Annotated in this window: 20 protein-coding genes and 1 pseudogene; 9 read left to right on the top strand and 12 right to left on the bottom strand. The window is 70.4% G+C overall.

Features of this window, described 5'->3' with window-relative positions:
• The first annotated feature begins 6 nt into the window (after nucleotides 1–6).
• Nucleotides 7–423, top strand: a complete 417-nt coding sequence (locus tag PV679_RS25030; RefSeq protein WP_319682636.1) for a DUF4395 domain-containing protein — start codon at nucleotides 7–9, stop codon at nucleotides 421–423.
• A 147-nt stretch (nucleotides 424–570) separates the two neighbouring features.
• A complete protein-coding gene (locus PV679_RS25025; RefSeq protein ID WP_319682635.1) occupies nucleotides 571–1,299 on the top strand; it encodes a lysophospholipid acyltransferase family protein in 729 nt (242 codons plus the stop codon).
• 246 nt (nucleotides 1,300–1,545) lie between these two features.
• Here the strand turns inward: PV679_RS25025 and PV679_RS25020 are convergent, their stop codons facing one another.
• The 4 genes from PV679_RS25020 to PV679_RS25005 all read right to left on the bottom strand — a co-directional run bounded on the left by PV679_RS25020 (nucleotide 1,546) and on the right by PV679_RS25005 (nucleotide 5,760).
• Nucleotides 1,546–2,238, bottom strand: a complete 693-nt coding sequence (locus tag PV679_RS25020) for a B3/4 domain-containing protein (RefSeq protein WP_319682634.1) — start codon at nucleotides 2,236–2,238, stop codon at nucleotides 1,546–1,548.
• Nucleotides 2,239–2,424: 186 nt separating this feature from the next.
• Nucleotides 2,425–3,513: a threonine aldolase family protein gene (locus tag PV679_RS25015; protein ID WP_416069794.1), complete on the bottom strand. Its 1,089-nt coding sequence runs from the start codon at nucleotides 3,511–3,513 to the stop codon at nucleotides 2,425–2,427.
• On the bottom strand, nucleotides 3,492–4,253 hold the full coding sequence (locus PV679_RS25010; protein WP_319682633.1) for an SDR family NAD(P)-dependent oxidoreductase: 762 nt from the start codon (nucleotides 4,251–4,253) through the stop codon (nucleotides 3,492–3,494). The genes PV679_RS25015 and PV679_RS25010 overlap by 22 nt, the downstream gene beginning before the upstream one ends.
• A gap of 109 nt (nucleotides 4,254–4,362) precedes the next feature.
• Nucleotides 4,363–5,760, bottom strand: coding sequence for a DUF6421 family protein (locus PV679_RS25005; RefSeq protein ID WP_319682632.1), 1,398 nt, complete (start codon nucleotides 5,758–5,760; stop codon nucleotides 4,363–4,365).
• 380 nt (nucleotides 5,761–6,140) lie between these two features.
• Between PV679_RS25005 and PV679_RS25000 the strand changes: the two genes are divergently transcribed.
• On the top strand, nucleotides 6,141–6,791 hold the full coding sequence (locus PV679_RS25000; RefSeq protein WP_319682631.1) for a glycerophosphodiester phosphodiesterase: 651 nt from the start codon (nucleotides 6,141–6,143) through the stop codon (nucleotides 6,789–6,791).
• Between the two features lie 38 nt (nucleotides 6,792–6,829).
• Here PV679_RS25000 and PV679_RS24995 read toward each other — a convergent pair whose 3' ends face one another.
• From PV679_RS24995 to PV679_RS24965, 7 genes are all read right to left on the bottom strand, one after another.
• The gene (locus PV679_RS24995; RefSeq protein ID WP_319682630.1) at nucleotides 6,830–7,378 is read right to left on the bottom strand and encodes a GNAT family N-acetyltransferase; all 549 of its coding nucleotides are present in this window, start codon (nucleotides 7,376–7,378) and stop codon (nucleotides 6,830–6,832) included.
• Nucleotides 7,379–7,503: 125 nt separating this feature from the next.
• The gene (locus PV679_RS24990) at nucleotides 7,504–11,460 is read right to left on the bottom strand and encodes a discoidin domain-containing protein (protein ID WP_319682629.1); all 3,957 of its coding nucleotides are present in this window, start codon (nucleotides 11,458–11,460) and stop codon (nucleotides 7,504–7,506) included.
• Between the two features lie 175 nt (nucleotides 11,461–11,635).
• Nucleotides 11,636–12,745, bottom strand: a complete 1,110-nt coding sequence (locus tag PV679_RS24985; RefSeq protein ID WP_319682628.1) for a glycoside hydrolase family 99 protein — start codon at nucleotides 12,743–12,745, stop codon at nucleotides 11,636–11,638.
• Entirely contained in the window at nucleotides 12,745–13,635 is an 891-nt protein-coding gene (locus PV679_RS24980; RefSeq protein ID WP_319682627.1) for an NAD(P)-dependent oxidoreductase, read from the bottom strand. The genes PV679_RS24985 and PV679_RS24980 overlap by 1 nt, the downstream gene beginning before the upstream one ends.
• On the bottom strand, nucleotides 13,635–14,513 hold the full coding sequence (locus PV679_RS24975; protein ID WP_319682626.1) for a carbohydrate ABC transporter permease: 879 nt from the start codon (nucleotides 14,511–14,513) through the stop codon (nucleotides 13,635–13,637). Before PV679_RS24975 ends, PV679_RS24980 begins: the two co-directional genes overlap by 1 nt.
• Nucleotides 14,510–15,517 (bottom strand): sugar ABC transporter permease, encoded by a 1,008-nt coding sequence (locus PV679_RS24970; RefSeq protein WP_319682625.1) that lies wholly within the window; start codon nucleotides 15,515–15,517, stop codon nucleotides 14,510–14,512. Before PV679_RS24970 ends, PV679_RS24975 begins: the two co-directional genes overlap by 4 nt.
• On the bottom strand, nucleotides 15,514–16,902 hold the full coding sequence (locus PV679_RS24965) for an ABC transporter substrate-binding protein (protein WP_319682624.1): 1,389 nt from the start codon (nucleotides 16,900–16,902) through the stop codon (nucleotides 15,514–15,516). The genes PV679_RS24970 and PV679_RS24965 overlap by 4 nt, the downstream gene beginning before the upstream one ends.
• Nucleotides 16,903–17,059: 157 nt before the next feature.
• Between PV679_RS24965 and PV679_RS24960 the strand changes: the two genes are divergently transcribed.
• The 6 genes from PV679_RS24960 (at nucleotide 17,060) to PV679_RS24935 (ending at nucleotide 26,604) form a co-directional block, all read left to right on the top strand.
• Nucleotides 17,060–17,845 (top strand): IclR family transcriptional regulator, encoded by a 786-nt coding sequence (locus tag PV679_RS24960; RefSeq protein WP_319682623.1) that lies wholly within the window; start codon nucleotides 17,060–17,062, stop codon nucleotides 17,843–17,845.
• A 104-nt stretch (nucleotides 17,846–17,949) separates the two neighbouring features.
• A complete protein-coding gene (locus PV679_RS24955) occupies nucleotides 17,950–19,239 on the top strand; it encodes an enolase C-terminal domain-like protein (protein WP_319682622.1) in 1,290 nt (429 codons plus the stop codon).
• Nucleotides 19,236–19,895: a ThuA domain-containing protein gene (locus tag PV679_RS24950; RefSeq protein ID WP_319682621.1), complete on the top strand. Its 660-nt coding sequence runs from the start codon at nucleotides 19,236–19,238 to the stop codon at nucleotides 19,893–19,895. Before PV679_RS24955 ends, PV679_RS24950 begins: the two co-directional genes overlap by 4 nt.
• Nucleotides 19,880–20,959: a Gfo/Idh/MocA family oxidoreductase gene (locus PV679_RS24945; RefSeq protein WP_319682620.1), complete on the top strand. Its 1,080-nt coding sequence runs from the start codon at nucleotides 19,880–19,882 to the stop codon at nucleotides 20,957–20,959. Before PV679_RS24950 ends, PV679_RS24945 begins: the two co-directional genes overlap by 16 nt.
• 250 nt (nucleotides 20,960–21,209) lie before the next feature.
• Nucleotides 21,210–24,365, top strand: a complete 3,156-nt coding sequence (locus PV679_RS24940; protein WP_319682619.1) for an alpha-mannosidase — start codon at nucleotides 21,210–21,212, stop codon at nucleotides 24,363–24,365.
• The gene (locus tag PV679_RS24935; protein ID WP_319682618.1) at nucleotides 24,358–26,604 is read left to right on the top strand and encodes an ROK family protein; all 2,247 of its coding nucleotides are present in this window, start codon (nucleotides 24,358–24,360) and stop codon (nucleotides 26,602–26,604) included. Before PV679_RS24940 ends, PV679_RS24935 begins: the two co-directional genes overlap by 8 nt.
• A 97-nt stretch (nucleotides 26,605–26,701) precedes the next feature.
• Here PV679_RS24935 and PV679_RS24930 read toward each other — a convergent pair.
• A pseudogene (locus tag PV679_RS24930) lies at nucleotides 26,702–26,843 on the bottom strand (xylosidase); the annotation flags it as partial.

Below are 26,843 nucleotides of genomic sequence, written 5' to 3'. Positions count from 1 at the left end.
GGTGTCATGAACATCGACATCAGAGGTCCGCGCTTCGGCGCGGCCGTCACCAGCGTCGTGCTGGCCCTCGTCCTCATCACCGGCAGTGAGGCGCTGCTCGCGTGGCAGGCGCTGTGTTTCGCGGTGGGCGCGGTCGCGGGCGTGCAGCGTTCGCCGTACGGCTGGCTCTTCCGTACCGCCATACGCCCGCGCGTCGGGCCGGCGGTGGAGTTCGAGTCCGCGGCACCGCCGCGCTTCGCCCAGGCCGTCGGGCTGGTGTTCGCACTGGCCGGTCTGGTCGGCTATCTCTGGGGACCGGGCTGGCTGGGGCTCGCCGCCACCGGATGCGCGCTGGCCGCGGCCTTCCTCAACGCGGCCTTCAGCTACTGCCTCGGCTGCGAGCTGTATCCGTTGTTCCTGCGGGCGACGGCCGGGACGCGCTGACCTAACGTGATGAGAATCTCGCCATACGCGCAGACCAGGACTGGCCACAGGGCCGTGTATGGGGCACCATCGGCGCAATGCCGAAAACCTACGGCTGCGTAACTTCCGACGGGAGAACCCTCCCCGGAACAGAAGGGTCCTCACCAGATGGCAGAGCTCGTCTATCGGCCGGTCATCGGCGCCGCCCGCACGATGTTCAAGGCGCTGGACCTGAAGATCGACACGCAGGGTTCCGAGCACATCCCGCGCACCGGCGGCGCCGTGCTCGTCAGTAACCACATAAGCTATCTGGACTTCATCTTCACGGGACTGACGGCGCTTCCCCAGAAGCGCCTGGTGCGTTTCATGGCGAAGGAGTCGGTCTTCCGGCACAGGATCTCCGGACCGCTCATGCGCGGTATGAAGCACATCCCGGTGGACCGCAAGCAGGGCGAGCAGGCGTACGCCCACGCCTTGGAGTCCTTGCGGTCCGGCGAGATCATCGGGGTCTTTCCCGAGGCGACCATCTCGCCGTCGTTCACGCTCAAGAGCTTCAAGTCGGGCGCGGCCAGGCTGGCCCAGGAGGCCGGTGTGCCGCTGATCCCGATGGCTCTGTGGGGCACCCAGCGGCTGTGGACCAAGGGCCGTCCGCGCAACTTCAGGCGCAGCCACATCCCGGTGACGATCCGGGTGGGCGAGCGGCTGGACGCGCCCACCGACCAGTTCGCGGGCGCGATCACCCGGCGGCTGCGTGAGCGGGTGCAGGAGCTGCTGGAGGCGGCGCAGCGCGCCTATCCGGTGCGTCCCAGGGACGCGAACGACACCTGGTGGGTGCCCGCGCATCTCGGCGGCACCGCTCCCACGGCGGCCGAGGTCCGCGCGGCGGAGACCGGCTGAATCGTCTCTCCGCCGGCCGGTGCCACCACACGGCCGGCCGGCGGTGGCACTACGGGCCCAGGACCGGGCCTAGGACGTGTCTGACACATCCCGCCTGGCCTGCGACGCCTGGCACGCACGCTCACCGCGTTGTCGGAGTCATCCGAGTACGTCCAGTACACGGATGATCCTCCGCCTTGAGATCGCACGCACCAGACGTCGCAGGCCCCGCCCTCCGGGCGGACGGCGCCATGTGTCAGACACGTCCTAGCGCGCGGCGCGGACGGTGACGCGTGCTCCGGGGCTCAGTTTCTCCAGCGACTCGGCGAGTTCGGCGCCCGCGGCGCCGAGTGCGCCGAGCGTCATGGGCGCGAGGCTCTCCAGCAGGAAGACCGCGTTCACCGATTCCTCGGTGAGCCGGGTGCGGACGCCCTGGCGCCAGTTCCAGCGCCGGCAGGTGACGCCTTCGTCGTCGCACCAGACCACCTCGCCGGGCTCCGGATGTTCCACGGCCGCCTCGCCGCCGGCGACGGTCGGGAACGGCTCCTCGCCGGTGGCCCGTACCAGCCGCATCCCGCCCGCGATCCGGTCGGTGTCCTCGCCGCCGACAGGGATCAGATGGGCGACGCTGATGGCGTTGTAGATGTCGACGAGCAGATTGATACGCGGCAGTCCGCCGTCGGCCTGCGCGCGCTTGGCCAGGGCCTCCGCCGAGTTGCGGGTACGGGACGGCTTGGCGCCGAAGGCGGTGTACACGGCACGCCAGGCGGCCATGTGCGGGTCCTCGTGCGGCGCGCGTCCGTCCAGACGCGCGGCGAGCCGGCGGGCCGCGTCGTCCAGCAGAGCCGAACTCTCCGCGTTGCTGGGCCCGTTCAGCAGGCCGCGGGCCTCGACGGCGAGATGGGTGAAGCCGGGCGCGAGGGCGCGTACCTCGTCCGACACGGTGAGCGTCAGGGTCATCGTCTGCCTTGTTCTCGGAGCTGCGTAGTTCTCGGAGCTGCCTTGTTCTCGGAGCTGCGTAGTTCTCGGAGCTGCGTAGTTCTCGGAGCTGCGTAGTTCTCGGAATTGCCTGGCTCTCGGAAGTGAGAGAGCCGGCCGGTGCCCATGGGTTCCCGGCCGGCCACGTACCTGTGGGTACGTCCGGCGCTACGCGGCCATCTCTTCCTTGAGCGCCAGCACAAAGGCGTCAATGTCGTCCTCGGTCGTGTCGTACGAGCACATCCAGCGGACATCGCCGGCCCGTTCGTCCCAGAAGTAGAACCGGAAGCGCTTCTGGAGGCGGACACCCACCTCGTGCGGAAGCCGTGCGAAGACGGCGTTGGCCTGGACGGGATGGAGGATCCGCACGCCGTCCACCGCTCGCACGCCCTCCGCGAGGCGCTGCGCCATGGCGTTGCTGTGCCGGGCGTTGCGCAGCCACAGATCGCCCGCCAGCAGCGCCTCCAGTTGCACCGATACGAAGCGCATCTTGGACGCCAGTTGCATGGACAGCTTGCGCAGATGCTTCATCGCCCGTACGGCGTCCGGGTTGAGCACGACGACGGCCTCACCGAAGAGCATGCCGTTCTTGGTGCCGCCGTACGAGAGGACGTCCACACCGACGGCGTTGGTGAAGGTGCGCATCGGGACGTCCAGCGACGCGGCGGCGTTGGCTATCCGGGCGCCGTCGAGATGGACCTTCATGCCCCGCTCATGCGCGTGCCGGCAGATGTCCCGGATCTCGTCGGGTGTGTAGACCGTGCCCAGTTCGGTGTTCTGGGTGATCGACACGACCTGGGGCATGGCCCGGTGCTCGTCGTCCCAGCCGTAGGCCTGCCGGTCGATCAGCTCGGGTGTCAGCTTGCCGTCCGGCGTGGGCACGGTCAGCAGCTTGAGGCCGCCGACCCGCTCGGGAGCGCCGCCCTCGTCGCTGTTGATGTGCGCGGTCTCGGCGCAGATGACCGCGCCCCAGCGTTCGGTGAGCGCCTGGAGCGCCACGACGTTGGCGCCGGTGCCGTTGAAGACCGGAAACGCCTCCGCCGTCGGGCCGAAGTGGCTGTGCATGATCCGCTGGAGGTGACTCGTGTAGTCGTCCTCGCCGTAGGAGATCTGATGACCGCCGTTGGCGACGGCGAGCGCCGCGAGGATCTCCGGGTGGGCTCCCGCGTAGTTGTCGCTCGCGAAGCCGCGTACCTCGGGGTCGTGGTGCCGGCGCGCGTCCGTCGTACGGGACGTCACGGCTCGGGGGTCAGCCACAGGCGGTTTCCATTCACTTCCCTGGCGGGCCGGTCCCAGACTCCGGCGATGGCCTCGGCCAGATCCGTGACGTCCGTGAAGCCCGCGAACTTCGCGTTCGGGCGCTCGGCGCGCATCGCGTCGTGCACCAGTGCCTTGATGACCAGGATGGCAGCCGCGGCGCGCGGGCCTTCCTCGCCCCCCGCCTTACGGAACGCGTCGGCGAGCGCCAGCGTCCATGCCTCGGCGGCGGCCTTGGCCGCGGCGTAGGCGGCGTTGCCGGCGGTGGGCTTTGTCGCACCGGCCGCGCTGATCAGCAGAAAGCGGCCGCGGTCGCTGCGCAGCAGTCCTTCGTGGAAGGCGAGAGAGGTGTGCTGGACCGTACGGATCAGCAGCTTCTCCAGCAGATCCCAGTCGGCCAGGTCGGTCTCGGCGAAGCCCGAGCTGCCGCGCCAGCCGCCGACGAGATGGACCAGTCCGTCGATCCGGCCGAACTCCTTCTCGGTCCTGTCCGCCCAGGCACGGGTGGCCGCGAGGTCGAGCAGATCGACGGTGTCGCCGGTGACCGTGGCTCCGCCGTGGGCGTAGCGCGCGGCGTCGACGGATTCGGCGAGGCGCCCGGCGTCCGCGTCCGCGGCGACGACCGTCGCGCCGGCCTCCGCGAGCCGCAGCACGGCGGCCCGCCCCGCCGGGCCGCCCGCTCCGGCGACCGCGACCACCGCGCCGTCCAGCGGGCCGTTCTCGCCGCCGTTTCCGTTCATGTCCGCCGCCTCCCGCTCACTGGGCCTCTCCTGTGGGTCGCGCCGGGCTCGTGTGCCCCGGCACCGCGCCTCGCCGCGTCGTCCTCGGTCACCAGGGCTCCGCCATGGCTCACGCGGCCGCTCGCCCGGTGCTCGCCGCGGTGATCCCCTTGGTGGAGGCGATCACGCCCTTGAGCTTCTTGGCGAGCGCCTCGTAGAACATGCTGAGCGGGAATTCGTCCGGGAGCACGTCGTCCACCAGTTTACGGGGCGGCTGGGTGAGGTCGAGGGCGTCGGGGCCCTTGGCCCAGCGCGATCCGGGATGCGGTGCGAGATAGGCCGAGACCAGGTCGTACGCGGCGAACCAGTGGACCAGCTTGGGACGGTCGATACCGGCCCGGTAGAGGTCCTCGATCTCCGTGCAGAGCTGGTTGGTGACCTGCGGAGCGCGCTCCCAGTCGATGTGCAGCGTGTTGTCCGTCCAGCGCACCACGTCGTGCCGGTGGAGGTAGGCGAAGAGGAGCTGGCCGCCGAGACCGTCGTAGTTGCGCACACGCTCGCCGGTGACCGGGAAGCGGAACATCCGGTCGAAGAGCACCGCGTACTGGACGTCACGGCCCTGCGCGACGCCGTCGGCCTCCAGCCGGACGGCCTCGCGGAACGCGGTGAGGTCGCAGCGGAGCTCTTCGAGGCCGTACATCCAGAACGGCTGACGCTGCTTGATCATGAACGGATCGAACGGCAGGTCGCCATGGCTGTGCGTCCGGTCGTGGACCATGTCCCAGAGTACGAAGGCCTGCTGGCAGCGGTCCTGGTCGTCGACCAGCTCGCGGATGTCGTCGGGCAGCCGTACGCCGAGGGTCCGGACGGCCGCGTCGGTGACCCGGCGGAAGCGGGCGGCCTCACGGTCGCAGAAGATCCCGCCCCAACTGAACCGTTCGGGCGCCTCGCGGACCGAGATGGTCTCCGGGAAGAACACCGCGGAGTTGGTGTCGTAGCCCGAGGTGAAGTCCTCGAAGGTGATGCCGCAGAAGAGAGGGTTGTCGTAGCGCGTGCGCTCCAGCTCGGCGAGCCACTCGGGCCAGACCATGCGCAGCACGACCGCTTCCAGATTGCGGTCCGGGTTGCCGTTCTGCGTGTACATGGGGAAGACGGCGAGATGCTGGCGGCCGTCGGCCCGGTCCGCCGCGGGCCGGAAGGCGAGCAGCGAGTCCAGGAAGTCGGGGACGCCGAAGGCGCCGTCGGTCCACTTGCGGAGGTCCGCGACGAGCGCCGCGTGGTACGCGGCGTCGTGCGGGAGGAGCGGAGAGAGCTCTGCCACGGCGGTGATCACACGGCCGACGGCCTCCTCGGCGACGGCGCGGGACGGAGCGCCCTCGGCGTCGAAGTCGATCGAGCCGTCCTTGGACTGCCAGGGACGGATCTCCTCGACGGCGCGCTTGAGCACGGGCCAGGCCTGGTGCTCGATCACCCGGGCAGCACTGGCTATGCCCGTTGAGGCGGCGCCCTGCGCAAGAATTTCCGTCATGTCACTTCCTCCACCGAAGAACTTGGCGCGATCCATCAAGCCGGGGGGCTGTCGAGCCGTAAAGACACCGTATAGGCCCCTCGTTCTCCTATACAACAGAAGGCATGGCAAATTATCCTGCCGACCTTCATGGTCACCGCTGTTTTTCCTGTGACAACGGGCCTGGACGCACGCATCCATCGCCGTCATGGGAAGCTCCGTGTGGCCTTCATGCTCTCCCGCACGTGACCGGCCCGCATCCTTGGGACGCGGCGCGACGCGGCGGACCTTGCGGGAAGGATCACCGGACTGTCACCGTGCCGACGCGGCACGGCGCGCGAGGCGCCGTCGACGGAAGCGAGCGAATCTTGAGTTTCCAGATCATCGGTCATCGTGGAGTGATGGGTGTCGAACCGGAGAACACGCTGCGGTCCTTCGCGCACGCCGAGCGGGCCGGCATGGACGCCATCGAGCTGGATCTGCATCTGAGCAAGGACGGCGCGCTCGTCGTGATGCATGACACCGAGGTGGACCGTACGACGGACGGTACGGGCGCGATCTCCGGACAGACCCTGGCGGAGCTGCGGGAGCTCGACGCCGGCGGAGGCGAGCGGATCCCGGTCTTCGAAGAGGTACTGGACGCCGTACGGTCGCCGCTCCAGGCCGAGATCAAGGACGCGGCGGCGGCGCGCGCGCTGGCCGAGGTGATGCACCGGCGCGCGCTCGCCGGACGAGTCGAGGTGTCCTCGTTCCACGACGAGGCGGTCGCCGAGATCGGCTCGCTGGTGCCGGGCGTGCGCACGGTGCTGATCGCGAGCCGCTGGAGCACGGATGTGGTGGACCGGGCCAGGGCGGTGGGCGCCGCCACGCTGGCGCTGAACATCCGCAGGCTGACCCTGGAGGTCGTCGAGCGGGCGCACGCCGAGGGCCTTCGGGTCATCGGCTGGGTGGTGAACACCCGGGAACAGCTCCAGCTCGCCCGGGCGTTCCGGCTCGACGGAGCCACCACCGACTTCCCGGAGATCCGGCGAGCGGACCGGTCCACCGCCTGAGCGGCGGTGAGAACGTGGCGCGGCCCGGCGAGCCGGTCCTACACCAGCGGTTTGACCAGCAGCTCGAACTTCAGGTCGTCCCGCTGCGGGATACCGAAGCGCTCGTCGCCGTACGGGAAGGGGATCAGCTTTCCCGTACGGCGATAGCCGCGCCGCTCGTACCAGGCGATCAGATCCTCACGCGCGGTGATCACGGTCATCTGCATCTTGCAGACGCCCCAGGTCTCGCACGCGATGCGCTCGGCCGCGGCGATGACGCGCCGGCCGACGCCCGCGCCCTGCAACGCGGGCAGCACGGCGAACATGCCGAAGTAGGCGGCCTCACCGCGGTGTTCGATATGACAGCAGGCGATCAGCTCGCCGTCCTGCTCGACGGCCAGCAGCCGGCTGCCGGGCGACTCGATCACTTCGAGCACCGCCTGCGGATCGGTCCGCTGTCCCTCCAGGATGTCCGCCTCGGTGGTCCATCCGGCACGGCTGCTCTCCCCGCGGTAGGCCGACTCCACGAGGGCGACGAGCGCCTCGGCATCGGCCGCCGTGGCGTCCCGGTAGCTGAGTTCGCCGGTCTGGCGCGAGGCAGTGTCCATCGTGCGCGGTCTCCACATCTTGGCTGGTGGCTGGAACGCCCGCAGCCTAACGCGAGCGTCCCGGCCCGGACAGGGCGGTGGACACCGAGGTGCGGAAGCCCCCCGGTGACCACCGCTTCAGCCGCTCAGCCCACGGCCGGCGGTGCGAAGTGCGCGGTCACCGTGAGGTCCTCGGTGATCTTCAGAGTGACCTCGGGCTCCCGGGAGATCTCCTCGCCGTCGACGGTCCAGTTCAGGAACCGCCGGCCCGCCGCCGGAACCGCGGTGGCGGTGACACCGCTTCCGGCCTCGTAGCGCCCCGGCTCGGACTCGTTGCCACTGAGCCGTACCGTGCCGGCTCCGGCGGGGTCCGCTTCCGCGCGCACCGTCCGCTGCGCCATGTTGATGGCCATGATGTTGAACAGCCTCGCCGTCCCGCTGCTGGTGGCGCCGTTGTAACGCAGGACGTTGACGGCGGTGACATCGCCGCCGTCGGCCTTCACCGTGAAGCCGTCGGCGCCGAGATTGTCGGTGCCCAGGTTGAAGGCCCGTACATCTCCCGAGGTGACCACGAGACCGTGGTGGAAGCCGTAGGCGAAGGCGTTGAACACGGTGAGCCGGCTCGCCCCGTCGACGGTCACGATCCGCGCCTGCTCGCGCATCGGATCGTCGATGACCTGCGGGAAGATATCGCTCTCCTGCACCCAGCCGGGCAGCGCGTAGCCGACTCTGCTGACCGCGTTGCCATTGTTCAGCACACCTTCGATCCGGCCGCGGTCGCTCCTGCCGACACTGATCGCCCGGTTGAAGACCGCGCCGGACAGTTTGCGCACCACGAACCGGTCGTTGCGGTGCGTGGCCATGTCGACGCCGTTCCACGCGTTGGGCAGACCGATGTCGATCGTGTACGTACCGGTGCCGTCGCCGCGCACCGCGTACGGATAGGGCACCGGGCCCCGCGCCTCGTCCGCCGCCGGGTTGTTCTCCGGATAGAGGACCCGCAGCCCGCGCACACCCGCGTTCTCGCCGTCCAGAGTGATCAGCGCGGTGGCCGTGTCGGGGCGCGGTGTGTTCCGGCCCTCGTACGCCATCAGGACCGTGCCGCCGCTCGCGCCGTTGAGATCGCGGTTCGGTACGGCGGAGGCGCCGCGCAGTTCGACACCGGCCGGCACCCGGAGGTGGCCGTTGACGCGGTACCAGCCGGCCGGCAGATAGACCGTGCCGCCGCCGTCCCGGCCGGCCTTGTCGAGGGCCCGCTGGATGCGCGCGGTCGCGTCACGCGTCGGCATGCCGCCGTGCGCGACCGGCGTCTCGAAGGGCGCGCGCGTCACGTCGTACAGCGCGGCCCTGGCCGGCTTCGGCAGCGCCGACCGCTCGTAGCGCGGCACCGTCCCGGACATCCGGTGGACGATGCCGGAGACCGCGCCGCTGAGCTTGGTGTCGGTCACCTTCACATACGCCTGGGCCTGGTTGCGCACAGCGGCCTCGCTGCCCTCCAGTGTGCTTGCCGCGAAGGAGAGACCCCAGCGGGCGTCGAAGCTCTCGGCGTCGACGGCGACATCGGTACGGCGGATGTCGGCCTGGAGGAAGCTGCCGGTGAAGGCGGCGCGCTGGCCGGGCACGATACGGATGCCGGTCCGGTAGTCCGCGGCCTTGATCTTGTAGAACTGGTCCCACTCCAGGTCGCCGAGGACGAATCCGGTGCCATGGGCACGGGTCCAGGCGTCGAGCGCGGCACGCCGCGGCGGGTGGTACGCGGCGGGCGCTTTCGCCCAGTAGCCGTTGTCGAGAGTGATGTTCTCCCAGGTGCCGACGTCGGCGCCGTTGTAGGCACGGAAGCCCTCGGAGAGAACGGTGCCCTTGATGTCGCGCAGGGTCGTCGACTCGTGGACCTGTCCGGCGCTGGGCGCCAGTCCCTGGTCGTTGGGCATCGTGCTGACGCCGACACCGCGGTAGGAGTTGAGCATGGTCACCTCGGCGACGGTGGCCATCATGTAGTTCTCGTTGCCGATCCACGCGTCGCCCGGGATCTCGAAGGTGGAGTTGTACGGCACCGGGTCGGTCGCGCTCTGGCGCGGATAGTAGGTGGTGACGCCCATGACCCCGGCGCTGCCGCCGATACGGAAGAGGACGGGTCCGTCCGCGCCGGGCGGCAGATCGGCGGAGACGACCGTGCCGTAACTCCCGTTGCCCCGGTCGGGATCGCGGCGGTCGCCGCGCAGTGTGCAGAACGAGTGGACCTCCACGGTGCGGGTGACACGGTAGGTGCCGGACGGCAGCCAGACCGTGCCGCCGCCCGCGTCGTAGCAGTCGTAGAGGGCCTGCTGAATGGCGTCCGTGGAGTCCTTGACACCCTGGGGGTCGGCGCCGTCGTAGTCCCGGATGTCGAAGTCGGCCACGACAGGCGACTCGACCGGGTTGACGGTCCTGATCAGCCGGGGCTCGGGACGCACGGTGCGCTGCTCGCGCGCCTCCAGCTCGCCGACCGTGACGCTCTCGCTGCCCGCCGCGTAGCCGGAGACCGTCAGCCGGATGTAGCGGACGTCCTGGCCGGCGAAGGCGGTACGGACCGTCTTTCCGCCGCTTCCGCCGTGGCGGCCCACGGTCCGGTAGCCCGTACCGTCGCGTGAGATCTCGACGGTGTAGTCGGACGAGAAGTCGCCGCCCCAGGTGACCCGTACCTCGTTGACCTCGGTGACCCCGCCGAGGTCGACCCGGAGCCACTCGCCGGCGCCGCCCGAGCCGCTGGTCCAGCCGTTGCCCGCGTCGCCGTCGGTCGCCGCCCGTGGTGATCCGGCCGGTGCGGTGCTGCTCGCGGTGGCCTCGGCGCCACGGGCCAGGTTGCTGCTGACGGCCGAGCCGCGGAAGGACCGCAGCGCCTCGTCGAGTGTGCGCAGCGCCGCCTTGAGCTGTGTCTCGGTGGTGTCCTCGGCGTCGGCGGTGCGCCGCGCGGCCTCGATGGCGGCGGCCAGTGTGTCCTTGGCGCCGGCCGGGTACTGGCCGTCCCGGTCGCCCTCGCGCGCGGCGGTGTGGGCGCGCCGGGCGTCGGCGATGAGCAGTTCGAGGCCCTCGGTGGGCTTGAGTTCGGCCGGGATGACGGTGATCCGGACGGCGGCGACCTTCAGCTCCACGGCCGAGTCGGCGGTGTGCAGCCGGAAGTCGGAGCCGTTCGACCGGTTGGTCATCAGGGCGTCGTCGAGCGCGAAGGTGTGGGTCTTCCAGGTCTTGGTGTCGCCGTGCGTGAAGACGTCGGAGGGCTTGAACATGTCGATGATCCGGTCGCCCGGCGAGTCGTAGTGCAGACCGAAGGCGCCGTTGCCCTCGTCGAAGTAGTCGACGCTGACCAGGACCGTGTCGGTGGTGTCGTAGAGGAAGGTGTCGGAGACGTTCATGTAGAAGAAGCCGAGGCCGGGCGGCGGCGCGGTGCGGTCCGTCCGCCAGAAGCCGCGGCCGTCCCGCTCGCCCGTGACCAGGCCGGTGGAGCCGTCGCCCGCTCGCGGCGTGACGCCGTCGGACCTCACCGCGGCGCCGAGGGTGACGGACGCGCCGGGCGTGCCGACACGGACCGCGGCGACGGTGATGTCCCGGGCCGCGTCGCCGTCGGTCCCGCTGAGCCGGAGCGCGCCGGCTTTCGCGTCGGCGACGGCGATGTCGAAGGTGCTGGTCTTCCATCCGCCGGTGCCGGTGAAGGTGACCCTGGCGGGTTCCGCGCCGCCCGCCGGACTCAGGACGAGGGCGCCCGCGCCGCTGTCGCGGTAGGTGACGCTGAAGACGGCGGACGGTGAGGCGAGCGCGGCGACGTAGTCGTCGTCGAGGTCGAAGTCCAGATGGCCGGTGCCGGCCGCGGTGTCGGTCTCCCAGTACGTCCTGCCGTCGAGTTCACCGGTGACCAGACCTGACGGATCGTCACCGGCGCTGGGTGTGACGCCCAGTGTCCTGGGAGTGGGCCCGAGATCGGCGCCGATTCCGTGCGGGTACATGCCGGGACCCGCGGCGCGCGGAGCGGCGGTCGCCGCAGCCGGTGCGATCAGCGCGGCGATCATGAGGAGTAACACGGGCAGCCGAAGACGGAATCTCTTCCGCACGGATCTCTGACGGGACATGTCGGCCTCCGGGGTCGGTGGACAGTGGCGCGGCCGGCGGTGTCGGCCCGCCCGCCGTCTGCGTACTGGCGCGATGTCACAGCGTGGAACCGGTCGGGAGAGGGACAGCACGGGACGCCCCGCCGCGCGGCCGCTCCCGGGCGGCCACGCGGCGGGGTTCTCGCATGGAGGGTGGTCAGCGGGCGGCGCGCGCCGCCACGTACCGCTGGACCCAGTACTGCGTGCGGTCGAGATAGGCCCTCTCGGCCGCGGCGCCGGTCGTGCCGTACGCGCCGTTGTACGACTGGTAGGGAAGGCCGGCCGGCGGGTTGGCGGTGGCGGGCTCGATCTGGCTGCCCTCGTGCCATTCGTTGAACGAGGTGATGCTGACCCAGGCCGGCGGCTTGCCGGTGGCGCCGCTGGTGAGCGTGTGCTGCCACACCCTGTCGTACGTGGCGCCGTTCGCCCGCTCGACCGTCGGTGTGGTGTTGCCGGGCACGGCGCGGTCGTCGATGTATCCGGGGCCGAACGACGGCGACCAGACCAGGCCGTTCGCGGTGCAGAAGCGGTCGACACCGCTCCAGTCCGGCAGCGAGGCGGCGGCGATGCCGTCGTAGGTGTACATGCCGCCGAAGTGGGCGGCCTTGGAGACATCGGTGGTCTGTGTGAGCACGATGCCCTGGCTCTTGACGGCCTCGATCGGCGCCCAGTCGGTGATGTTCAGGCTCTGGAAGACGTAGAAGGCGTTGCGGTTGCCGTGTGCGGCGTCCCGGTAGTAGCCGGGATGGCTTCCGTAGGTGGTGTTGATGTAGCGGACGTCGTCGGCGACCGAGGCGGCGGTACGGCCGGAGTACGGCTCGATGTGCCAGGCGACCTTCAGGCCGTGGGCGTTGGCGACGTCCAGCAGGATCCTGGACAGCCTGTCCTCGTAACTGTCCCGGCCCCACCAGCTCGTGACGAGCACACCGGTGCCGGCCTGGCGCATCCAGTTCATGTGCTGGGTGACGGCTCCGTCGCGGTCGGCGGAGTCGTAAGGACCGAGCGTGGGATAGAAGTCGGACGATATGCCGTTCGGCGGAGTGAGGCCGCCCTGCGGCCAGTGGCGGTAGGAGCCGTTGATCTTCGGCGAGCCGTACCACGGGTAGTAGAAGATGTGGACGTCGGTGGAGAGCGCGGCGGCGGCCCGGACGGGCTCGGACGCCCCTGCCGGCGACGCTCCGAGCGCGGCGGCTCCGGCGACCGCCGCCGTGCCGGCCAGGAAGGTTCTGCGGGTCGTACCGGTCTCGCGGTGGGGGGTGGGAGACATCAGTTTTCTCCTTGTGGGGTCGCTTCCGGGGTCTCTTCGGTGAGGAGAGGAGGACCGGTGCGCCATCCGTGCCGGGGCGCGAACCCCAGCAGCCGGGCGCAGGCGCCGGTGTCGAACAGCGAGCTGTGTCCGGCCAGTTCGGCGAACGCCGGCACACCGGGGTGGTGCTGTGCCATGAGCGCCGCCGTGGCCAGTGGAGAGGAGGTGTCGGCCGCCGCGACATTGAGGACATGGCAGCCGCGCAGCTCTGTTTCGAGCGACCTGCGGATCGACTCGGCCGCGTCCCTGGTGTCCAGCCAGCCCCACAGGTCCCTCCGGTGGGCCGCCGGGTCGGACCGTACGGCTTCGAGCTGACGCGTCAGCCGTTCACCGGTCCCGGTGAACGGGAACCGCAGACAGACGATGTCGGTCCCGTAGCGCCGATGGGTGGCGCGGGCGATCTCCTCCAGGACGATCTTCGAGAGTCCGTAAGGGTCCTGGACGAGGGTCGGGTGTTCCTCGTCCACGGGTACGTACCGCGGCGACTGCGGTACCGGCGACCAGGCGAGTCCGACGGCGGACAGACTGGAGGCGGCGACCACCCGGCCGATGCCGTGCCGGCCCGCCTCGTCGAGGACCCGGTGCGCGGTCAGGCAGTTGGTGGCGAACAGCGCGCCGTCGTCGTCCGAGTTGGGGTGCGGGATGGCGCCGAGATGGACGACCGCCTCGGCGCCGTCCATGGCCTTGCGCACCAGTTGAGGATCCCGGAGATCGCCGGTGTGGACACACTCGACGCGCGGGTCGTCGACGGGAACGAGATCGGTGGCGACGACCTGGTGACCGCGGGCCAGCAGGTCGTCGAGCACGAAGCCTCCGATATGGCCGGCGGCTCCGGTGACCAGCACACGCATCAGCCCTTCACCGCCCCGACCAGCCCGTTGACGAAGTACCGCTGCAGGCTGACGAAGAGCACGATCACCGGAATGACCACGATGAGCGCGCCCGCCATCAGTTGGTTGTAGTGCGGCACGTTCTCCGCCGAGAGTGTCTGCAGTCCCAGAGGCAGTGTGTAGGTGGACGGGTCGTTGAGCGAGACACGGGTGAGCAGGAACTCGTTCCAGGTCGGAATCGCGGTCAGCAGCGCCACCGTGATCAGCGCGGGTCTGGCCAGCGGCAGATAGACGCTGGTGAAGATCCGCAGCTCGCTCGCTCCGTCGACGCGCGCGGAGTCGCGCAGCTCGGCCGGTACGGCCAGGAAGGCGCCGGTCATGAGCAGGACGGACAGTGGTGCGCCGCCGTTGACGAAGGGCAGCACCAGTCCGAAGTGCGTACCGAGAATGCCCATCTTGTTCTCCAGCAGCACGATCGGCAGCATCACCGTGATGCCCGGCACGAACAGCAGCGAGACAAAGAGCTTCTGCAGCACGCCGCGGCCCGGGAAGCGCAGGACGGCGATGGCGTAGCCGGCCGCCGCGTAGATCACCAGCGTCAGCACCACGGTGTAGAGCGTGACCAGCAGGCTGTTCAGGAAGAAGTCGAAGAAGTGCAGCTCGTTCCAGGTGTCGACGAGCGTGGACAGCGTCGGGTTCCGCGGGATCAGATGCCCGCCGCGGACGACCTCGACCTGGTCCTTGAAGGCGGCCGACACCATCCACAGGAACGGATAGACGCTGACGAGGCCATACAGCCCGAGCAGTACGCCGACGACGGTGCGGGCGACGGCCCGGCGGGTGCGGGCACCGTTCTCGTCGGGCGGGCCGGGGCGGGCCTTGAGGGAAAGCGATGTCATGTCTTGCTCCGCAGCGCTCGCAGATTGATCAGGGCCAGGACCAGTGCGGCGGCGAACAGAATCCAGCCGAGCGCACTGGCGAGCCCCAGGGTGGGCGCGAGGTCCTTGAGGAACGCGAGGCGGTACGCCTCCAGGCCCAGCACATTGGTGTGGTCACCGGGGCCGCCGTTCGTCATCACCAGGAAGGTCTGGAAACCCTGGAGGGACTCGCGCAGATTGAGCAGCACGACGACGGCGGTGATCGGGCGGACCAGCGGCCACACCACCGAGGCATTGGTACGCCACCAGCCGGCGCCGTCCAGTTCCGCGGCCTCCAGCACGCTGCGGTCGATGCCCTGAAGGCCCGTCAGATACAGCAGCATCGCGACCGGGACCTGTCCCCAGACCGTCACCACGATCATGGTGGGCAGTGCGGTGGACGGATTGCCGAGCCAGCCCTGGGGCTGCTGGAGGGAGCCGAGGCCCAGACCGTCCAGCAGGAAGTTGACCGCGCCGTCCGGCTGGAGGATGTACTGCCAGGCGAAGAAGACCGCGACACCGCTGGTCACGTACGGCAGGAAATACACCGAGCGCAGCACCGACTGGAACCGCTTGATCCGGTTCAGCAGAACGGCGAGCGGAAAGGCGACCGCGACGGTCAGGACCGGCGAGGCGATCATGACCCAGAGGGTGTTGAGCGCCGCGTGCCGCGCCCGGGGCGCGTAGACGGGGCTGCGCCAGAGCAGATCGGCGTAGTTGTCGAGGCCGACCCATTTCCAGTCCGGAGTGAATCCGTTCCAGGTGGCGAAACTGAGCGCGAAGCCGTATCCCACGGTGTACAGGCCCATGACGCAGAACAGGACCACCGCGGGACCGACGAACAGGTACCCGGTGAGCGTCTCGTACGAACGCGGGCGCCGGCTCAGTGATGTGCCGGCCGTGCCAGGGGCGCCGGCCGGCGGGCGGCGGTCCTCGCCGCCGCTCCCGGCCGCCCCCGGCACGGCCTGTCGGGGAGCCGTTGTCACTGCGCCGCCGCCCAGAAGGAGTCGTTGAGCTTGCGGAGCTTGTCGGCGGTCACCTCGACGGACTGCTGCTTGAGCGGCGTGAGGTCGGCCAGGATGGCGCCGGCGTCGTCCTGTTCGTATCCCGGAGCGCGGAACTCGTTGCCGCGGTTCGGGTCGTAGGTGTTCTGCGGCGTGCCCTTGAAGCTCTCGACCATGGCGGAGAGCGCCGGGCCGAGGACCGTGGCGGAGTCGGCGCCGAGTTCGGTGGCCGGCACGTCGGAGGCGTCCTTGGCGAACCGCGCGGCGACATCCTGCCGGGACAGATACTCCATCCACTTCTTGGCGTTGTCCGGCTGGCCGCTGGTGGCGCTGAGGCTGAGGCTGGTCAGGGCCAGCGGGCCGAGCGCGCGGTTCGGTACGGCGCCGTCCTTCGGAGAGGGCAGCCCGAAGGCGAACACGTCGTCGGGGTTCATCCCGTTCTGCTTGAGGAAGGCGAGGGTGAAGGTGCCGCCGACGCCGAAGGCCGCCTTGCCCTGCGCGAAGGCCTGGTCGGCCTGGTCGATGGTGAGGCTCTGGGTGCCGGGCATCCAGTACGGGGTGAGCTGGTCGTACATGTTCAGCACCTTGAGGCCGTTCGGCGAGGCGAAGTCGGCGCTCTTGTCCTGGCCGAACAGGTCCTCGTAGGCCCGCTGTCCGAGCTGGCTGAAGGCCAGTGGCTGGAGCACCCAGGTCAGCCCGGTGGACTGGACCTTCAGGCCGAGTGCGAGTCCGCCGGTCTTCGGGTTCTTCGCGGTGGTCGCCTTCAGCGCGGCCAGGAACCGCTCCCAGTCGGCCGGAGGTTCGGTGATGCCCGCTTCGGCCAGCAGCTTCTTGTTGGCGTAGACGATGCCGAAGGTGCCCACGGTGAGCGGCACGCTGTACCGGGCGCCCTTCTCGATGCCGTGGTCCTTGGCCGTGTCGGGCTCCGAGTCCTTGAACCGCTGGTCCGTGACGAGGCCGGACTGCCGCACTTCCTGCTGGATCCGGCCCGCCCACTCGCCCTTGAAGTCGGCGCTGAGGTCGGAGACGATCCCGGCGGCGCCGAACACCCGGTCCTCGCCGTCGGAGTGCACTTCCAGCACATCCGGCAGGTCACCGGTCTTCGTGGCGCTCTGCACCTTGGTGCTGTAGGCGTCGTCCGGGGTGTATGCCTCGATCTTCACCGAGATGCCGGTCTGCTTCTTGAACTCGGCGGCGGCGTTGCGCAGCGCACCGACATGGGACTGCTTGAAGGTCCACATCTCCAGCGACGTGGAGTCACCGCCGGAGCCGGACGATCCGCCGCAGGCCGAGAGGGTGGTCAGTGAGAGCGCGGTGGCCGCGGCGATCACCGCGAGCCGGACATTGCGCGCAAAAGAAATTCGCATCGCCCCTACCTAAGGATCAACCGTTCAGAAGGCCGAATGACGTTGGAGTGACTGAACTTATGGTCGGGGTGATATAGCGTCAAGACGCACGTCGAGATTCGTGCTGACCGGAACGCCGAGGGGCGCCGGTGCGGGAAGCGGAGGTTCCGTGGAATCGGTGGCAGCAGCAGCGCGCGGGCGCAAGCCCGAAGAGGTCAAGTCCGCCGCTCGGGTGCTGGAGGTGCTCGAACTGCTCGGCGCGGAGGGCGCCCGGCTCTCGCTCGCCGAGATGGCCGGCGCGATGGCCGTGCCCAAGAGCAGTCTGCACGCGATCCTCCGCACGATGGAGGCACGCCGCTGGGTGGATCTCGATCCGTCGGGCACCCGCTACAGCCTTGGCCTCAAGGCCCTGTTGACGGGCACGGCGTATCTGGAGGGTGACGATGTCGCGAGCGTCGCCGGACCGGTTCTCGACGCTCTCGCGGAGGAGACGGGCGAGTCGGTGCACCTGGGCAGGCTCGATGGTACGGACGTCGTCTACCTGGCCAAACGCGAGTCCCGGCACGCCCTGCGGATGTACTCGGCGGTGGGCCGGCGGCTGCCCGCGCACGCCACCGCGCTGGGCAAGGCGATGCTCTCGCAGTACGACGCGGCGGAGGTGCGGATGCGGCTCAACTGGCCGCTGGAGCGGCTCACTCCGGACACTGTCACCGACCCGGACGAACTGCTGGACCAGCTCGCGGAGGCACGGCTGCGCGGCTGGGCGACGGAGGACGGCGAGAACTCGCCGGACATCCGGTGTGTGGCCGTGGCGCTCGGCACCGGACACGGAAGCGGCGACGCGATCAGTTGCTCGGCGCCCAAGAGCCGGATGGACGACGCGCGGGCCGAGGAGGTGGCCCGCGCGGTCACGGAGGCCGCCCACTCACTGGGCACTCTCCTCAAACGGCTCGGCCGCCACTGAAGCCGTTCGGGTCGATAATTGGTAGAGTCATTGACAAATTGATTCGTCGCTCCTTACGTTCAAGTGGCGGTACACCATCCTGCCATCTGTACGCTGGAGTTCGCATGGCTCAGCCTGATGCCCGCTCCGATGTTGTTCTCGCCCAGGCTCCCTGGGTGGAGGACCGCGGAGCCAAGATCCGCATCACGGCCGTACGCACATTCCTGACGGCCCCGCACGGCTGTCCCCATCTCATCGTCCGTGTCGAGACCAATGAACCGGGGCTGTACGGCCTGGGCTGTGCGAGCGATCCGCAGCGCACCCTCGCCGTGCGATCCGTGCTCGACGACTATCTGGCGCCGCTGCTCGTCGGCCGCGATCCCGACGACATCGAGGACATCCACCGGCTGATGCTCAACAGCGCCTACTGGCGCGGCGGTTCCCTCACCGGAAACGCCCTCGGCGGTATCGATGTCGCCCTGTGGGACCTGAAGGCGAAGAGGCTCGGCGCGCCGCTGTACTCCCTGTTCGGCGGACAGGTCCGCGCCCGCGCCGACGCCTACACCCATGTCGACGGCGCCGACGCCGCGGAGATCGCCGACAAGGTGGTGGCCGCGGTGGAACGGGGCTACCGGCATGTGCGCGTCCAGGCGGCCGTCTCCGGCTCCGACACCTACGGCACCAAGGCGGCCGGCGCCACCGACGCCCGCGCGCTGCGCCGTCGCGATGTGCCGTGGGACTCCGCCGCGTATGTACGCGCCGTGCCGGCCGTCCTGACCGAGGTCCGGGAGCGCGTCGGCGACGACGTGGAGCTGCTGCACGACGTACACGAGCGGCTCGACCCGCGCCAGGCGAGGGACTTCCTGCGCCGGGTCGAGGGCGCCGGGCTGTACTTCGTCGAGGACGTGCTCGCTCCGGAGGACGCGTCGCACTTCGCGGCGCTGCGCGCGGGCTCCTCCGTACCGCTCGCCGTCGGTGAACTCTTCAGCGACGTCGGCCAGTTCCTGCCGCTGCTCGAAGGTCCTGCCATCGACTTCGCGCGGGTGCGTGTGCCGACCCTGGGAGGTCTCACACCGGCCCGCAAGCTGGCGGCCTTCTGCGAGCTGCGCGGCGTCCGGCTCGCTCCGCACGGACCGGCCGATGTCAGCCCCGTCGCCCAGGCCGCCACCCTCGCGCTGGACATCAGCAGCCATGCCTTCGGTGTCCAGGAGGCCGCGGTCTTCAAGCCGCCGGTCGCCGAGGTGTTCCCCGGCACGATCACCGCCTCCGACGGTGGCCTCGCACCACATGAGACACCGGGCCACGGCGTCGACTTCGACGAGGCCGCCGCCCGCCGCCATCCCGTGCCCGAGCCACTGGAGCACGACCGCTGGGCCCTGCTGCGCAACACCGACGGGAGCGTGCAACGACCGTGACATCCGATGCCCGAAGGGCTCTTGTCGTACGGGGCGGCTGGGAGGGACACGAGCCCGTGAAGATCACGGAGCTGTTCCTGCCGTTTCTGCGCGAACACGGCTACGCCATCCGGATCTCCGACAGCCTGGATGTCTACGGCGACGCCGAACTGCTCGCCGCCACCGATCTGGTGGTCCAGTGCTGGACCATGGGCGAGATCAGCGAGGAGCAGAGCGCGGGGCTCGTCGCGGCGGTCCGCGCCGGCACCGGGCTGGCCGGCTGGCACGGCGGGATCGTGGACTCCTTCCGCGGTGACGTCGGCTATCAACTGCTCACCGGCGGACAGTTCCTGACGCATCCGCACGGCTTCTCCGACCACGCGGTGACGCTGGTCGAGGAGCACACGGACCATCCGGTGATCGCCGGTCTCGCGGACTTCCGTGTGCATACGGAGAAGTACTGGATGGTCACCGATCCGCTGATCGACGTCCTGGCGACAACGGAGTTCGAGGCGGACGCTGACCGGTCCCGTCCGGTCACCATGCCCGCCGTGTGGACCAGGTCCTGGGGCGCGGGCCGGGTCTTCGTCTCCGCCATCGGCCACAAGCCGGACGACTTCGACGTGCCCGAGGTACGGGCGCTCACCGAGAGGGGACTGCTGTGGGCGAGCCGCTGAGAATCGGCATGGTCGGCGCGGGCAAGATCAGCGGCGCCTATCTGGACACGCTGGAACGGCTGGAGAATGTGACGCTCACCGCCGTCACGGACCTCGACCCGAGCCGCGCCAGGGCCGCCGCCGCGCGGGTGCCCGGGGCCGAGGTCGTCGGCTCGGTGGCCGATCTGGTGGTCCGTTCCGATGTCGACGCCGTACTGAATCTGACGATCCCCGCGGTCCATGCCGAGGTGGCCCGGGTCGCGCTCGCCGTGGGCAAGCACGTCTACGGGGAGAAACCGCTGAGCGCCACTCGCGAGGAGGCGGACGCGCTGCTGGCCGCGGCCGCAGCCGACGGACTGCGCATCGGCTGCGCGCCCGACACCGTCCTCGGCACCGGCGTCCAGACGGCGCGCAAGGCGGTCGACGACGGACTGATCGGCACTCCGGTCGCCGCGACCGCCTTCATGACCACCGCGGGACATGAACGCTGGCACCCGGACCCGGAGTTCTACTACCGGCCGGGCGGCGGGCCGCTGCTCGACATGGGTCCGTACTACCTCTCCGCGCTCGTCCATCTGCTGGGGCCGGTCGTCCGGGTCACCGGCGCGGCCTCCCGGCCGCGCGCCGAGCGCGAGATCGGCAGCGGGCCCCGGGCCGGCGAGCGGTTCGCGGTCGAGGTGGACACGCATGTCACCGGTGTCCTCCAGCACGCGAACGGCGCGCTCACCACACTGGTGATGAGCTTCGACATCCACGCCGCGCGGCTGCCGCGCATCGAGGTGCACGGCACCGGCGGATCGCTCTCGGTGCCCGACCCGAACGGCTTCGACGGCCCTGTCGAGCTGCACAGGTCCGGTGCGCGCTGGGAGACCCTGCCGGTCTCGGCCGGATACACCGGCGCCGGGCGCGGCACGGGACTCGCCGATCTGGCGGAGGCGCTCGCCGCCGGCCGTCCGCACCGCGCGTCCGCCGAACTGGCGCGCCATGTCCTCGACATCATGCTGACGCTGCTCGACTCGGCCCGGGAAGGCAGGGCTCTGCGGGTGGAGAGCAGTTGCGCCAGGCCGGAGCCGGTGAGCGACTGAGACATGTCCCGGAGCAGGTCAGCGGGACCCTGAGCGGACGGCGGGGAGGCGGCGGCCTCCCCGCCGTTCTTTTTGTCCCGGACGTCAGTCCATTTACTTTCCAATGACCTCACTTTTCGGCAGATTAATTACCTGACAATTCCTCAACCGGCCCTCACCACCTGGAAGAAGAAGGAATGGAGAAAGGCGTTGACTTGATAACACTCTTGGTTTTACATGGCGGTTACTGGCTGGACAGGAAGGGCCGCCCATGCATGACCGCAGGAAGTCCGGAGAGGCGCGGACAGCCCATTTCCTCGCCGGCCGTTTGCGTCCGGCGCTGTATACGGAGCGGCTTCCGCTGGACGTCGGCGCGTGGCACATCCCGGGTGAGCCGGTCCCCGTCGAGGTGGCCCTGCGGGCCGGCTATACGCCGTTCGCCGTCGGCGACACCTGGGGCGGGCCCTGGTCGACCACCTGGTTCCAGGTGCGGGCCACCGTCCCGGAGCGCTGGGCCGGGCGGCGGGTGGAAGCGGTCTTCGACCTCGGCTTCGACCAGGACGCCGACCGGGAGTACGGCTCCGGCGGCAGCGCCGAGGGCCTTGTGCACGACGCGCAGGGCACACCACTGCAAGGGCTGTATCGGCACCATCGGTCCCTAACCGTCTCGGCCGCCGCGAGCGGCGGTGAGCAGGTGCGGTTGCTCATCGAGGCCGCCGCCAATCCGTCGATCGACGCCGGCTCCGGCGCCGGCACACACTACGGCGACCCCGTCACCGTCGGCGACGAACCGCTCTACCGTCTGCTCCGCGCCGATCTGGCGGTCCGCGACGAGGACATCTGGCAGCTCATCCATGACATCGATGTCCTGAACGGGCTGACGCACGCGCTCCCCGAGGAACTGCCGCGCCGGTACGAGATCCTGCGCGCGCTGGAGCGCGCCGTCGACGCCGTCGACCCGCGCGATGTCCCCGGCACCGCCGCGCATGCCCGCGAGATCCTCGCTCCCGTACTGGCCCGTCGCGCGCACGAGTCCGCGCACACCGTCGCCGCCGTCGGCCACGCCCGGCCGGACTCCGCCTGGCTGTGGCCGATGCGGGAGACCGTACGCAAGGGCGCCCGGGTCTTCAGCACCATGACCACGCTGGCCGAGGAGTATCCGGAGCTGACCTTCGCCGCCTCCTCCGCCCAGCAGTACGCCTGGATGAAGGACCACCATCCGCATGTCTTCGAGCGGGTGCGCAAGGCTGTCGCCGACGGCAACTGGGCGCCGGTCGGCGGGATGTGGGTGGAGCCCGACGGCAATCTGCCCGGCGGCGAGGCACTGGTCCGGCAGTTCGTGTACGGCCGCCGCTTCTTCCGCGAGGAGCTGGGCACCGACACCGACGGGGTCTGGCTGCCGGAATCATCCGGCGTGAGCGCCGCTTTCCCGCAGCTCGCCGTGCTCGCCGGGGCCCGCTGGTTCCTCGGCCGGAAGCTCGCGAAGGACGACACCGGTGCCATGCCGCACCACACCTTCTGGTGGGAGGGTCTCGACGGCACCCGTATCTTCAGCCACTTCCCGCCCGCCGGCACTCACAGCCCAGCCCTGACCGGCGGTGAGCTGGCGGACTCGGTCGCGGCGTACGCCGACAAGGGCGGCGGCACCCGCTCGCTGATGCCCTTCGGCCACGCCGACGGCGGCCCCAGCCGCGAGATGCTGGAGCGCGCCCGCCGGCTGGCCGACCTCGAAGGCGCACCACGCGTGCACCTCCAGCATCCCGCGCGCTTCTTCCGGGACGCGCTCGACGAGTACCCGGACGCGCCGGTGTGGCGCGGCGAGCTGCACCTGGCGAACCACCACGGTACGTACACCAGTCAGGCACGCACCAAGCGCGGCAACCGCCGCGGCGAATCACTGCTGCGCGAAGCCGAGTTGTGGTCGGCGACCGCCGCCGTACGGGACAACATCCCGTATCCGTACGACGAGCTCGAAACGCTGTGGAAGAAGGTCCTGCTGCACCAGTGCCAGGACATCCTGCCGGGCGCGTCGATCGCCTGGGTGCACCAGGAGGCCGAGCAGACCTACCGGGAGATCCACCGCCGTCTCGACCGGCTGATCCGGCGCGCCGTCGGCGCTCCCGGTGGCGGATCCGCCGCCGGTGTCTCCGTGTTCAACGCCGGTCCGTATCCGCGCCGCGAAGTGGTCGTGCTCGACGCCGATGGCCCGGTGGACGGCGGGCAGAGACTGTCCGACGGCCGGACCGCCGTCCTGGCCGAAGCACCGGCCCTCGGACGTGGTCCCGCCGGACCGGTGCCGTCCGGTGTCGCGCCGGTGACCGTCCGGCCCGTGGACGGAGGCGGTCAGCTACTGGACAACGGACTCCTGCGGATCCGTATCGACGCCGACGGACTCGTACGCTCCGTGCTGGATCTGGCCACCGGCCGGGACGCCATCGCGCCGGGCGCCGCGGGCAATCTGCTCCAGCTCCACCGCGACGACCCGGCGCGCTGGAGCGCGCGGAATCTCGACGCCCAGTACCGCGCCACCTGTCGTGACCTGGACCGGGCTGGTGACATCGAAGTGACCGAGAGCGGACCGCTGCTGGCGTCCGTGCGGGTGGTACGGAGCACCGGCCGGTCCACGATCGAGCAGGAGCTGTCCCTGACCGCGGGCAGCCGGGTCCTGGCCATCGGCACCGAGGTCGACTGGCGCGAGCAGGACACCATCCTCAAGGCCGCCTGGCCGCTGGACGTGCACGCCGAACACAGCAGCGGCGAGATCCAGTTCGGACATGTCGAGCGTCCCACTCACGAGAACACCGGCTGGGACGCGGCCCGTTTCGAGATCTGGGCGCACCGCTGGATCCATGTCGGCGAGCACGGCTGGGGCGTGGCGCTGGCCGGCGACTCCACCTACGGCTACGACGTGTCGCGCCACACCCGCGAGGACGCGGGGACCACCACCACCGTGCGGCTCTCGCTGCTGCGTTCCGCGCACAGCCCCGATCCGCATGCCGACCGCGGGCCCCAGCACTTCCGGCACACCGTGCGGCCCGGCGCCGAGGTCGGTGACGCGATCGCCGAGGGATACGCGCTCAATCTGCCGTTGCGCCCAGGTCCCGCCGGTCCCGCCGCGCCCGCCCTGGTCTCCGTCGGCCATCCGGATGTGGTGGTGGAGGCGGTGAAGCTCGCCGACGACCGCTCGGGCGATGTGGTCGTACGGCTCTACGAGTCGCGTGGCGGCCGGGCCCGGACGGCGCTCACCGCCGCCTTCCCGGTCACGGCGGTGTACGAGACGGATCTCCTGGAGGAGACGCTCGCCGTCCGTCCGTGCGAGAACGGCTCGGTCGCGCTGACACTGCGGCCGTTCCAGATCCTCACACTGCGGCTGGTACGCGGCGCGCGCGGTGCGGCGGACCGCAGTGCGGGAGGCACCGGTGCCTGACGCCCGTCCGGACGTCGCTCCGCTCGGTTTCCTGCCTCCGGAGCACCGGGCCGTCCTGCGCCGCTGGGCCGAGGAGGGCGGCCCGCTCGCGACACGCGCGAGCGTCGTACTGCTCGCCGCCGACGGGCTGCGCGACGCGGAGATCTCCCGCCGTCTCGGGGTCTCGCGGCAGACCGTCGGAAGCTGGCGGCAGCGCTGGACGAGCGCCGGCATCGACGGCCTCGAACACCGTCCGCGTACCGGCCGGCCCGCCACGGTGGACGAGGCGGAGGTCGTCACTCGTACGCTGCTGGCGCCCGGCGGCAGCGGCGCCTCCCGGGCCGTCGCACGGGAACTGGGTCTGTCGCACGCCACGGTCGCCGGCATCAGACGCCGCTGGCGGCTCACTCCCGACGAGGCGCCGGCCCCGTCGGTACCGACCAGACCGCCGCTGCCCGGCGCCGACGTATGGGTCATGGGCCTGTATGTGGACCCGGTGCGCGCCGTGCTGCTCGCGGGCACCCGGCAGGGAGCGGCGCCACCGGCCGCCGCCGGAACGGTGATCGGTACGGATGTGCTCAGCGGACTCGACCGGGCCCTGGAGGCGGCGCTGACCTCGGCGCCGCCCAGGGACAACGGTGGTGGCGAGCCGGAGGACGGGCTGGCGGACTATCTGGCCGTGGCGAGCGACAGCCATCCGGACCTCGGCCTGCACGCGATCACGCTCTGGGACAGAGCGGACGGTACGGCGCCATCGGCGCCGCCCGAGGGACCGGTGACGCGCCATCACATCCCGGCGCGCTCGACCTGGCGCACCTTTCTGCGCGCCATGATCGCGCTGGACAGCACCAGCCATCCGGAGTCGTCCCGCCGCGTCTATCTCGATCTGGCCGCCGAGCTGGAGCGATACGCGACGGCGCGGCCCGACGGCCCGTGCGCGGCGGTGCGCTGGCTGCGCGAGAACGTCGCCGGGCATCTCGGCGCGGACCGTCCCACGGACGGCGCGGCGCAGAGCCAGTCGTGGAGCGGGGTCAACCAGATCGATCTGGGCTCGTTCAACGAGTGCGTCGTCATCGAGACGGTACGGCTCTCGGGCACCATCACACGCGGCGAGATCGCCCACCGGACCGGTCTCACCCAGCAGTCGGTGTCGCGGATCGCCCGCTCGCTGCTGGACCGGGGCATTCTCATCGAGGACGCGCAGCGCCGTGCCACCTCCGGCAAGCCGCGTACGCCGGTGCGGCTGTGCGGCACGGCCGCGCACGCGCTCGGCATCCATATCGACCCGGAGGTGCTCACCGCCGTCGTCATCGATCTCGACGGCGCGATCGTCTGCACCCGTACCCGGCCGGTCAGCGCCGACACCGATCCGGCGGAATTCGTCGAACGGGTGGCCGAGCTGGGCCGCGAGACACTGGCCGAGGCGCGCGGCGCGGTGCGGGAGGACGGCTTCCTCGGCATCGGTGTCGCCGTGCCGGGGCCGGTCGACATCGCGTCGGGCACGGTGCTCGGACCGCCGCTGATGTCGGCGTGGGGTGATCTCCCGCTGCTGTATCTGCTCAAGGACCACTTTCCCTGTCCCGTCCTCATGGAGAAGGACTCCACCGCGGCGGCCGCCGGTGAGCGGTGGATCGGCCGGGACCGCAGGGCGAGGGACTTCGCCTATCTCTATCTCGGTACGGGGGTCGGCACCGGGCTCTATCTCAACGGTGACATCTACCGCGGGGTCAGCTCCAACGCCGGGGAGTTCGGCCAGCTCTGTGCCATCGCACTGGGGCGGGTGGACAAGGACGGCCGGCCGGAGATGATGCCCGAGTGCAATCCGCCGGTGTCCGTGCCCGATCTCGCCGTACGGGGCGGAATGCGCCCGGTGCCGACCGCGTCGGGCAGCACCGCCGCCTATCTGGCGGTGGGTGAGGCGGCCGCGGCCGGCGATCCGGCGGCTGCCGCCGCCGTCCGCGAGGTGGCGCAGGCGGTGGGCCGAGGAGCGCTGGGGCTGATCGATCTGCTGGACATCGACCTGATCGTGCTGGGCGGTCCCTTCTTCACCGACGATGTCGCCGACTTCTATCTCGACGAGATCGCCCGTACGGTCAATGAGTTCCCGACGGCGAGACGGCTGCGGCGGGTCGAGGTCGAACCGTCCGTGCTGAGCGCGGAGGCCGCCGCGGTGGGAGCCGCGTCGACCATCTTCCACGCGACGTTCACGCCACGCCTGCGGGGCCGGGAGGGCCGGGCCCGGCATCTGCCGGCCGGCTGAACTCCCGCCGCACGGCGCCGGAATGGCACGGGCCGCCGGGTGTGTCCCGGCGGCCCGCGTGTTCGTGTGCGCTGTTGTGTTCCGCTGTGTTCCGCTCTCAGAGCGTCGGCCGGGTCGGCCGGGTGGCCGTCGGCGCTATTTCGCCTTTGAGCATGCGGCCGCCGTCGGCGGTGAGGCGGAGGTAGTAGTCGGAGGAGCAGGGGGTGCCGTCTTCGTCGAGGGCGCGGATGCCGGTGCCG

It is taken from the genome of Streptomyces sp. AK02-01A, assembly GCF_033795305.1.
Lineage (GTDB): Bacteria > Actinomycetota > Actinomycetes > Streptomycetales > Streptomycetaceae > Streptomyces.
The sequence above is the reverse complement of the archived record's forward strand: the minus strand, read 5'-3'. Positions and strand labels throughout refer to the sequence as shown.

Bases quoted from the DNA above. Each gene is read 5' to 3' on its own strand.
- PV679_RS25030 (WP_319682636.1), top strand. From the start codon at position 7: ATGAACATCGACATCAGAGGTCCGCGCTTCGGCGCGGCCGTCACCAGC.
- PV679_RS25025 (WP_319682635.1), top strand. From the start codon at position 571: ATGGCAGAGCTCGTCTATCGGCCGGTCATCGGCGCCGCCCGCACGATG.
- PV679_RS25020 (WP_319682634.1), bottom strand. From the start codon at position 2,238: ATGACCCTGACGCTCACCGTGTCGGACGAGGTACGCGCCCTCGCGCCC.
- PV679_RS25010 (WP_319682633.1), bottom strand. From the start codon at position 4,253: ATGAACGGAAACGGCGGCGAGAACGGCCCGCTGGACGGCGCGGTGGTC.
- PV679_RS25005 (WP_319682632.1), bottom strand. From the start codon at position 5,760: ATGACGGAAATTCTTGCGCAGGGCGCCGCCTCAACGGGCATAGCCAGT.
- PV679_RS25000 (WP_319682631.1), top strand. From the start codon at position 6,141: ATGGGTGTCGAACCGGAGAACACGCTGCGGTCCTTCGCGCACGCCGAG.
- PV679_RS24995 (WP_319682630.1), bottom strand. From the start codon at position 7,378: ATGGACACTGCCTCGCGCCAGACCGGCGAACTCAGCTACCGGGACGCC.
- PV679_RS24990 (WP_319682629.1), bottom strand. From the start codon at position 11,460: ATGTCCCGTCAGAGATCCGTGCGGAAGAGATTCCGTCTTCGGCTGCCC.
- PV679_RS24985 (WP_319682628.1), bottom strand. From the start codon at position 12,745: ATGTCTCCCACCCCCCACCGCGAGACCGGTACGACCCGCAGAACCTTC.
- PV679_RS24980 (WP_319682627.1), bottom strand. From the start codon at position 13,635: ATGCGTGTGCTGGTCACCGGAGCCGCCGGCCATATCGGAGGCTTCGTG.
- PV679_RS24975 (WP_319682626.1), bottom strand. From the start codon at position 14,513: ATGACATCGCTTTCCCTCAAGGCCCGCCCCGGCCCGCCCGACGAGAAC.
- PV679_RS24965 (WP_319682624.1), bottom strand. From the start codon at position 16,902: ATGCGAATTTCTTTTGCGCGCAATGTCCGGCTCGCGGTGATCGCCGCG.
- PV679_RS24955 (WP_319682622.1), top strand. From the start codon at position 17,950: ATGGCTCAGCCTGATGCCCGCTCCGATGTTGTTCTCGCCCAGGCTCCC.
- PV679_RS24940 (WP_319682619.1), top strand. From the start codon at position 21,210: ATGCATGACCGCAGGAAGTCCGGAGAGGCGCGGACAGCCCATTTCCTC.